General features: G+C 65.7%; 5 protein-coding genes. 2 read left to right on the forward strand and 3 right to left on the reverse strand.

Annotated elements, in window-relative coordinates; all coding sequences use genetic code 11:
• The coding region (locus GPA_RS05495; protein ID WP_049784026.1) for a sensor histidine kinase at positions 1–2,389 on the reverse strand (2,389 nt) is incomplete at its 3' end.
• A gap of 165 nt (positions 2,390–2,554) precedes the next feature.
• On the opposite strand from GPA_RS05495, the gene GPA_RS05500 reads away from it, so the two are divergent.
• Together GPA_RS05500 and GPA_RS05505 are read left to right on the forward strand one after the other, a co-directional pair.
• The gene (locus tag GPA_RS05500) at positions 2,555–2,755 is read left to right on the forward strand and encodes a DUF6724 family protein (protein WP_015539216.1); all 201 of its coding nucleotides are present in this window, start codon (positions 2,555–2,557) and stop codon (positions 2,753–2,755) included.
• Between the two features lie 154 nt (positions 2,756–2,909).
• Positions 2,910–3,785, forward strand: coding sequence for a PfkB family carbohydrate kinase (locus GPA_RS05505; RefSeq protein ID WP_015539217.1), 876 nt, complete (start codon positions 2,910–2,912; stop codon positions 3,783–3,785).
• A gap of 96 nt (positions 3,786–3,881) precedes the next feature.
• On the opposite strand, the gene GPA_RS05510 is transcribed toward GPA_RS05505, so the two are convergent.
• Both GPA_RS05510 and GPA_RS05515 read right to left on the reverse strand, forming a co-directional pair.
• Entirely contained in the window at positions 3,882–5,297 is a 1,416-nt protein-coding gene (locus GPA_RS05510) for an APC family permease (RefSeq protein ID WP_015539218.1), read from the reverse strand.
• A 35-nt stretch (positions 5,298–5,332) separates the two neighbouring features.
• Positions 5,333–6,229 carry an acetamidase/formamidase family protein gene (locus GPA_RS05515; protein ID WP_015539219.1) on the reverse strand — a complete coding sequence of 299 codons (897 nt, stop codon included), beginning with the start codon at positions 6,227–6,229 and terminating at the stop codon, positions 5,333–5,335.
• Between the last annotated feature and the right edge of the window lie 283 nt (positions 6,230–6,512).

Consider the following 6,512-nt stretch of genomic DNA (forward strand, 5'->3'; position numbering starts at 1 on the left):
CGCGTGCGCCCGCCAGGCTCGCCGCCGTGGGCAGCGGAGCCGTCGCGGGGCCGTCGGGCCGCAGCAGAGGCGCCTTCGTGGCCGACGGAAGCGGCATCGACGTGAGCGCCGGCACGCGCGATGCCGTTCCGTACAGGCCATCGAAAGCCACCTCGGTGAAGTTCGATTGCGGCTGCTTCTGCGGCCGGCCCGAAACATCGAGCGAGCTCTCCCATGCGTCGCCCGCCCGCTCGGCCGCCGCCAGCGCGCGGCGCTCGGGCTCGAACGCCAGCCGCAGGTTCACCGTGATGGTGAACGTCGTGCCCTGGTCGACCGCGGTGCGCACGTGTATGTCGCCGCCCATCATGGTGACGATGTTCTTCACGATGGGCATGCCGAGGCCCGTGCCCTGCACGTTCGCCCGCCCTTCCATAACGAACGGCTCGAACAGGTGCTCGCGGAACTCGTCGGTCATGCCGATGCCGTCGTCGGCCACCACGAACGTCACGCAGCGGTAGGCCACGATCGAGTCGGCGCCGATGGAGGCCTCCAGCCGCACATGGCCGCCCGGCCGCGTGTACTTCACGGAGTTCGTCAGCAGGTTGATGAGGAGCTGGCGCAGGCGCACGGCATCGCCCACGAACACCTCGTCCTCCTCCGGCATGACCACCTCGAAGGCCTGGGCCTTCTGCTCGCATTGCGGGCCGATGACGGCGGCCGCGCGCTCCAAAAGCACCGACAGGCGGAACGGCTCGCTCGTGAGCACCATCTTCCCGCTCTCGATCTTCGAGATGTCCAGCACGTCGTTGATGAGGTTGAGCAGATGGTCGGACGCCGCGCCGATCTTCCGCAGGCTCTCCTCGGTCCTCTCGGCATTGTCGGTATGCAGCTTCGCTATCTGCAGCATGCCGATGATGGCGTTCATAGGCGTGCGTATCTCGTGGCTCATACGCGAGAGAAACTCGGATTTCGCCTGGTTGGCGGCCTCGGCGGCCGTCATGGCGTCCTTCATGGACAGCTGCAGCTCCTTCTCGGTGGTCACGTCGCGAAGCACCACCAGGATGCGCTGCTTGTCCTCGTAGCTCAAGGGGCTGGCAGAATACGCTATCCACCTCACCTTGCCTGTCTGCAGGTGCACGAACGAGAACTGGCCCTGCTGCGGGGCCTGCACCGCGCCTTCGCGCAGGCGGTCCAGCAGCGTGCGGCCCTGCTCCGACAGCTGCAGCTCGTCGGCAACACGGGGGTCTGCGATGATCTCGGGCATGGTGAAGCCCAGGATGCGCACGGCCTTCGCCACGATGGGCGTGACGGTGCCGTCCACGGGGCAGTACAGGTTCACCGCCATGTCCAGGCTGTCGGACAGGGCCTTGTACAGGTGCGACTTCATGGCCACGTTGCGCTCGAGTATGCGCTTGCGATACGAGGAGAACATGAGCGCGATGACGGCGACGAAGCACAGCACCACCACGGCGAACACCACCTGGAACGCGGTGAGCACGACGGATGCCTCGGCGCGCACGTTCTCCACGGGTATGACGTTGCACACGTACCAGCTGCCCTCGCCCACCGGCGCCACGCACACGTAGCTGTCCTTGCCGTCGACGTACCCGACGGCAAGCCCCGTCTCGCCCGCCGCCACCGTCTCGTCCAGCGAGGGCAGGTTCTCCGCATCTTCGCCGAACGACAGGGCCATCACCTCGGCCATGCCGCCCTGGTCGGGAGGTCGCTCGTAGTCCGCTGCCTGGTCGAGGAACGAGTAGACCGTCATGCCGCTGTTCACCGGCGTTTTCGTGTCCTCGATGGGAGGCACGAGTATCTCACCTGTGGTTCCCTGGAACAGCATGAAGTAGTCGCGGCCGTCGAACATGTCCAGCTGCTCGTCCATGGAGAACAGGGACAGGGGAATCTGCACGTACAGCGCGCCTATCTGCTGCCCATCGAGGTAGAGGGGACGTTGCGCCAGGCGCACACGACGGCCGTCGTCCAGCTCGAACGTGGAGGAATACGAGTCCTTGCCTTGGGAGAGGGCCGTTTCAGGCTGGGCCATCTCCTCCATGGAGAACGGCGTGCCGTCCGAGAGGACCCCGCGGCCGTCCTTGTCCGAGAACGCGACCTCCGCGAAGCCGAACCGGTCGCGCAGGCCCTGCAGCGCCGGCACGACGGCAGCCGGGTCGGCCGATTGCACCTCGAACGCGCCGATGGCGTTCTGCACGATGAAGATGCGGTCCGTAACGTTGGAGGCAGCTTGCTGCGTGAACGTGACCACCTGCTGCTCGGCTCCCTGCTTGAGCTTCTGGTCGATGTAGCCCATAAGCCCGAGCGAGGTGCCCAAGACGACCACCGCAGCCAAGGCGGCGACGATATAGAGAGCGAGCCGCCTGCCGCGTCCCGCCTGGTTTCCAGCGCGCATGCGCCCACCTTTGCAGTCTTCAGTTGGTGCGTTCACGTATATAAAGGATTCTCGTCGTGGAGGTATCCCGAATTTGCACGGGCATAGTATACTCTACCCGCAAAACTAAATCGGAGGAGTGCCGCCTGCGGGCGGACTTTGCATAGATAGGACGAAGAGACTGCCATGGACTTCGGTCAACTGTACCATTTCCTGTTCGAGACGTTCGAAGGCATCGGATGCCTGATCGCCATCGGGCTGGTCATCAGCATAATCGCCTGCATTATCATGGAGAGGCGCACGCGCAAGCGCTTCGTGAGCCGCGAGGCCGACGAGGACGACTGGTCGTTCTTCGACGACGATGACGACGAGGAGAAGGGCAAGTAGCGGAAGCTCCCGCCGCATCGGCTTGAGCAGAGGACCCCACGGGCGCCCACGGCGCCCGTTTTCAACTTGGCAACGATTCGGACCGCTCATCCACCGCACCGTACCATTGCCAGATAACGAGCCAGGCTTCAACCCCTTCGAGAAAGAGCGAACCATGAGCGAAACCACCCTGTACACCCGCAATGGCGACTACATCCCGCGCGTTGCCGCCGTGCACGACCTGTGCGGCTACGGCAAGTGCTCGCTGGGCGTGGCCATCCCGGTGCTCTCGGCCGCCGGCTGCGACGTGTGCCCCGTTCCCACCGGCCTGTTCTCGTCGCACACGGCGTTCCCCGGCTGGTACATGCACGACACCACCGCCATGCTGAAGGACTACCTGACGGCGTGGAAGAACATAGGCGTGGAGATCGACGCGGTGTACTCCGGCTTCCTGGGCGCGCCCGAGCAGGTGGACCGCATCCGCGACCTGTACGCGATGTACCCCGCGGCGCTGCGCGTGGTGGATCCGGTGATGGCCGACCACGGCAAGGTGTACCCCACCTACACGCCGGAACTGTGCGACGCGATGGCCGAGCTGGCCTGCGGGGCCGACATCCTCACGCCGAACCTGACGGAGGCCGCCATCATCCTGAGCGAGCCCATCGGCGACGAGTGGGCCGGCACCGACATCTCCGACGAGGAGGCGCACCGTCTGGTGGACGCCCTGGTGGCGAAGGGCGCAAAGCACGTGGTGCTCAAGGGCATCCAGCGCGAGGGCGAGACATGCATCCGCAACTTCGTGGGCGGCTTAGGTATGGAGACGGTGGAGGTGCACAACGAGTATTTGCCCTACATGCTGCACGGCACGGGCGACCTGTACGCGTCATGCCTGATGGCGGCCGTCATGGCGGGTCGCACGCTGGAGGAGGCCGTGCGCTTCGCCGGCGACTTCGTGCACGACGCCATGATCGTGAGCGCCAAGCAGCCCGAGTTCCGCGACCGCGGCGTGAGCTTCGAGCCCCTGCTCGGCAAGGTGTGCGGACTGCTGTAGAGGGACGCAATCGCACCACGCAGCTGACATGCGACGCCCTCGGGATTGGGTTCCCGAGGGCGTTTTTGCGTGATGCTCCAGCGAGCGGTCGGGGCGCTACACTTCCAGGTCGACGTTCTTCTTCATCACCTTGTGCAGCACGAAATAGTACGCGATGCCGGCGACGACCCAGATGATGCCCATGGTCTTGGACGCTGGGTCGAGGCTGATCCACGTGTAGCCCACGATGATGAAGCCCAGAAGCGGCAGGATGAGGTGTGTGAACACCTTGCCGTCGCGCTCCTTGATGAAGAAGTGCCACACCACCGTCACGTGCAGCACGCAGAACGACGTGAGCGCGCCGAAGTTCACGAGACGCGAGATGGCGTCGATGCCCAGCTGCTCGAACACGATGACCAGCACGAGCGACAGCGCGCCCACGAACGCGGCCGCCACGTAGGGCGTCTGGTACTTCCGGTGCACCTTCGCCAACGCCTTCGGCAGGTTGCCGTCGCGGCTCATGGCGAACAGGATGCGGCTGATGGCCGTCTGCGCGGCCAGCGAGTTGAAGATGCCCCAGGCGATGGCCGTGGCCAGCGCGCACAGCACGTAGAGGAACTTGCCGCCGGCAACCTCGGCCACCAGGTAGAACGCGTTGTCGGGATCGTTCGCGAACACGGCGCCGTCGGGGCTGATGCAGCCCGCGATGTAGGTTTGCAGCATGAACAGGAAGCCCACGATCAGGAGCGACCCCACCATGGCCTTCGACGGGCCCTTCTTCGCGTCCTTCGCCTCCTCGGACAGCGTGGCGATGCCGTCGAAGCCGAGGAACGACAGCACGCCCAGCGAAACGGCGCTCATCACCAGGCCGGGGTTGAACGTCTCGGGGTTGTAGAACGGCTGGATGGTGAAGCCGTTTGACAGCGGGTCGGTGGCGATCCACAGCGCGCCCATCACCACGAACACGCCCAGGCACAGTATCTCCAGCACCACGGCCACGCGGTCGACGATGACGGTGAGCTCGATGCCGCGGATGTTCACGAACGTGTTGATGGCCACGAACAGGATGCCCCAGATGAGCGCGGGCACCTCGGGCACGATGCCGCTCATGGCCTGCGCGGCCACCACGTACAGCAGCGTGGGCACCAGCAGGTAGTCCAGCAGCATGGTCCAACCGGTCACGAAGCCCACCGGCTTGTTGATACCGCGGCTGGTGTAGCCGTACACCGAGCCGGACACGGGAAACGCCTGCGAGAGGGTGGCGTAGGAGAACGCCGTGAACACCATGGCTATCATGCCCACCAGGTACACGAGCGCGGGCATGCCGCCCGAATCGCCGAACACGCCGCCGTAGATGCCGAACGGTGCGATGGGCACCATGAAGATGAGCCCGTACACCAGCATGTCGGGCACGGACATGGCGCGCTTGAGCTCCTGCTTGTAGCCCATGGCCTCCAGCGCGGCCTCGGAGGCGGCGCTTTGGGATTGGGCCGCATCGTTGGCGGACGAGACCGCCTTCTGCTCTTCAGTCATTGAAAATCCCCCTGTTTCCTTGGTTTGTCTTTGCCCTACAGCGCGAAGCCGAGCGCATCCAGCACGTACTTCGGCACCATGAAGCGCACGGTCTTCTCCGGGTCGACCATCTGGCACACCCGCACGTCTGCCACAAGCGACAGCAGCATGACGAGCTCGTCCTGGGCTACGCCGGTGCGGTCGTGCAGCAGGTCCACCATCTCGTGCACGGCGCGGTCGGCCGCCGCATCGAGCGTCTCGGCCGAGGCGATCACGCCGAAGTGCGTGTCGTTCTCGATGAGCGGGTCGGAGAGGTGCAGGTCCGGCAGCGCCGTGAGCGTGACCGTGGCCCAGCCGGCCACTTCCGCGCCCGAGACGCTGATCTCGCCGTCGCCCATGGCCGCGTGCATGTCGCCGCAGCCGAAGAGCGCGCCCTCCACGGCCACCGGGAAGTACAGCGTGGCCCCCGTGGTGATGGCGGTGTTGTCCATGTTGCCGCCGTGGCTGCCCGGCGTGCCGCAGTTCACAGGCTCGCCCTCCGGGGCAACGCCGATAACACCGATCATGGGGTTGAGCGGGATAGACAGCTTGTCGCTCCACCTGAGCTCGCCGTCCTCGATGGCGCACAGGCGCGTGCTCCATGCGTCGAAGCGGTCGCCGCACACGCCCTCGTCCTTGCCGGTGCACGAAGCCGTCTGGGCGTCCAGCTCGATGTCGTCGATCGTCACCTTCAGCGCGCCGCCGGGCACGGCGCCCTCCACGTACACAGGCCCCGTGGCCGGATTGATGGCGTCCCAGTCGATCTCGTCCAGCTCGTCCTCGGGCGTCTGCACCTGGTTGCCGAAGCAGTCCTGCGTGCGGATGCGCACCGTGTCGCCCGACGCTACCCTGAGCGCCGGCTCGAGGTCGCGCGCGAACGCGAACAGCACGCGCTCGTCTCCTAGCTGATGCATGGGTCTCCCCTTCCTTCGTCTCGCTTGTCTCGTGCTCGTCTGCTGCCTTGGCCGGAGCGCTCTTGCGCAGTAGAGCGCTCTGCCTTCGGCGCATCACACGATACTCCAGAAGGAACGCGAACGCACGAGGTATTTGGAAGGAAATGCCGGTCAGCCTTCGCTCGGCTCGGCTTCCTCCCCTTCTTCCCACAGCTCGGGCGCGGGCGGCTCCAGGTAGCTGGCGATGGCGAGGCCGGCGACGGCCACGGCCGTGGACGCGATGGCCGCGGCCGAGGGCATCCAG

The sequence above is a fragment of the Gordonibacter pamelaeae 7-10-1-b genome, assembly GCF_000210055.1.
GTDB classification, from domain to species: Bacteria; Actinomycetota; Coriobacteriia; order Coriobacteriales; family Eggerthellaceae; genus Gordonibacter; species Gordonibacter pamelaeae.